This window comes from Porphyromonas uenonis 60-3 (genome assembly GCF_000174775.1).
Lineage (GTDB): Bacteria > Bacteroidota > Bacteroidia > Bacteroidales > Porphyromonadaceae > Porphyromonas > Porphyromonas uenonis_A.
The window spans coordinates 1-513 of sequence record NZ_ACLR01000119.1 but is presented as its reverse complement, the minus strand read 5'-3'; the positions used below and the strand labels follow the sequence as shown (position 1 = coordinate 513).

Annotated in this window: 1 protein-coding gene; it reads left to right on the top strand. The window is 51.7% G+C overall.

Annotation, left to right across the window (positions count from 1 at the left end; genetic code table 11):
• The coding region (locus tag PORUE0001_RS03675; protein ID WP_007365126.1) for an integrase core domain-containing protein at positions 1 to 513 on the top strand (513 nt) is incomplete at both ends.

Genomic DNA, 513 nt, shown 5'->3' with positions numbered 1-513 from the left:
CTTTGACCTGCAGCCCACGCTCTCCACAGAGGGCCCCTACAACGCACTAAAACAGACCGTTGACTTCTACCAGAAGCATGGCTTTGACCTCAAAGGACTCATCTTCCATAGCGACCGAGGCTGTCAATACGTCTCCAAGCAGATGACCGACTACGAGGCCAGCCTAGGCATCGTAACCAGCGTTACCCAGACCGGCAACCCTCTCCACAACGCTATGGCTGAGCGACTTAACGGAATCATCAAGAACGACTGGCTCTACAACTTCGAGGATAAGCCCATAGATCAAGTTCGGGAGATCCTCTCGCAAACGATTGCTCTCTATAACACAGCGCGTCCTCATCGAGCCCTCAACAAGAAGACTCCGATGCAGATGCGCATACCAGATTACCCCAACCCTCTAACCACACAACCCTCTAAGAAACAGACATCTAAGAACAATTCCCCAACAGCTCCGAGCCTCAAAAACTCCGAGTCCATGCCGCCTAACTCCCAAACCAAAAGAGCTATCTTTGT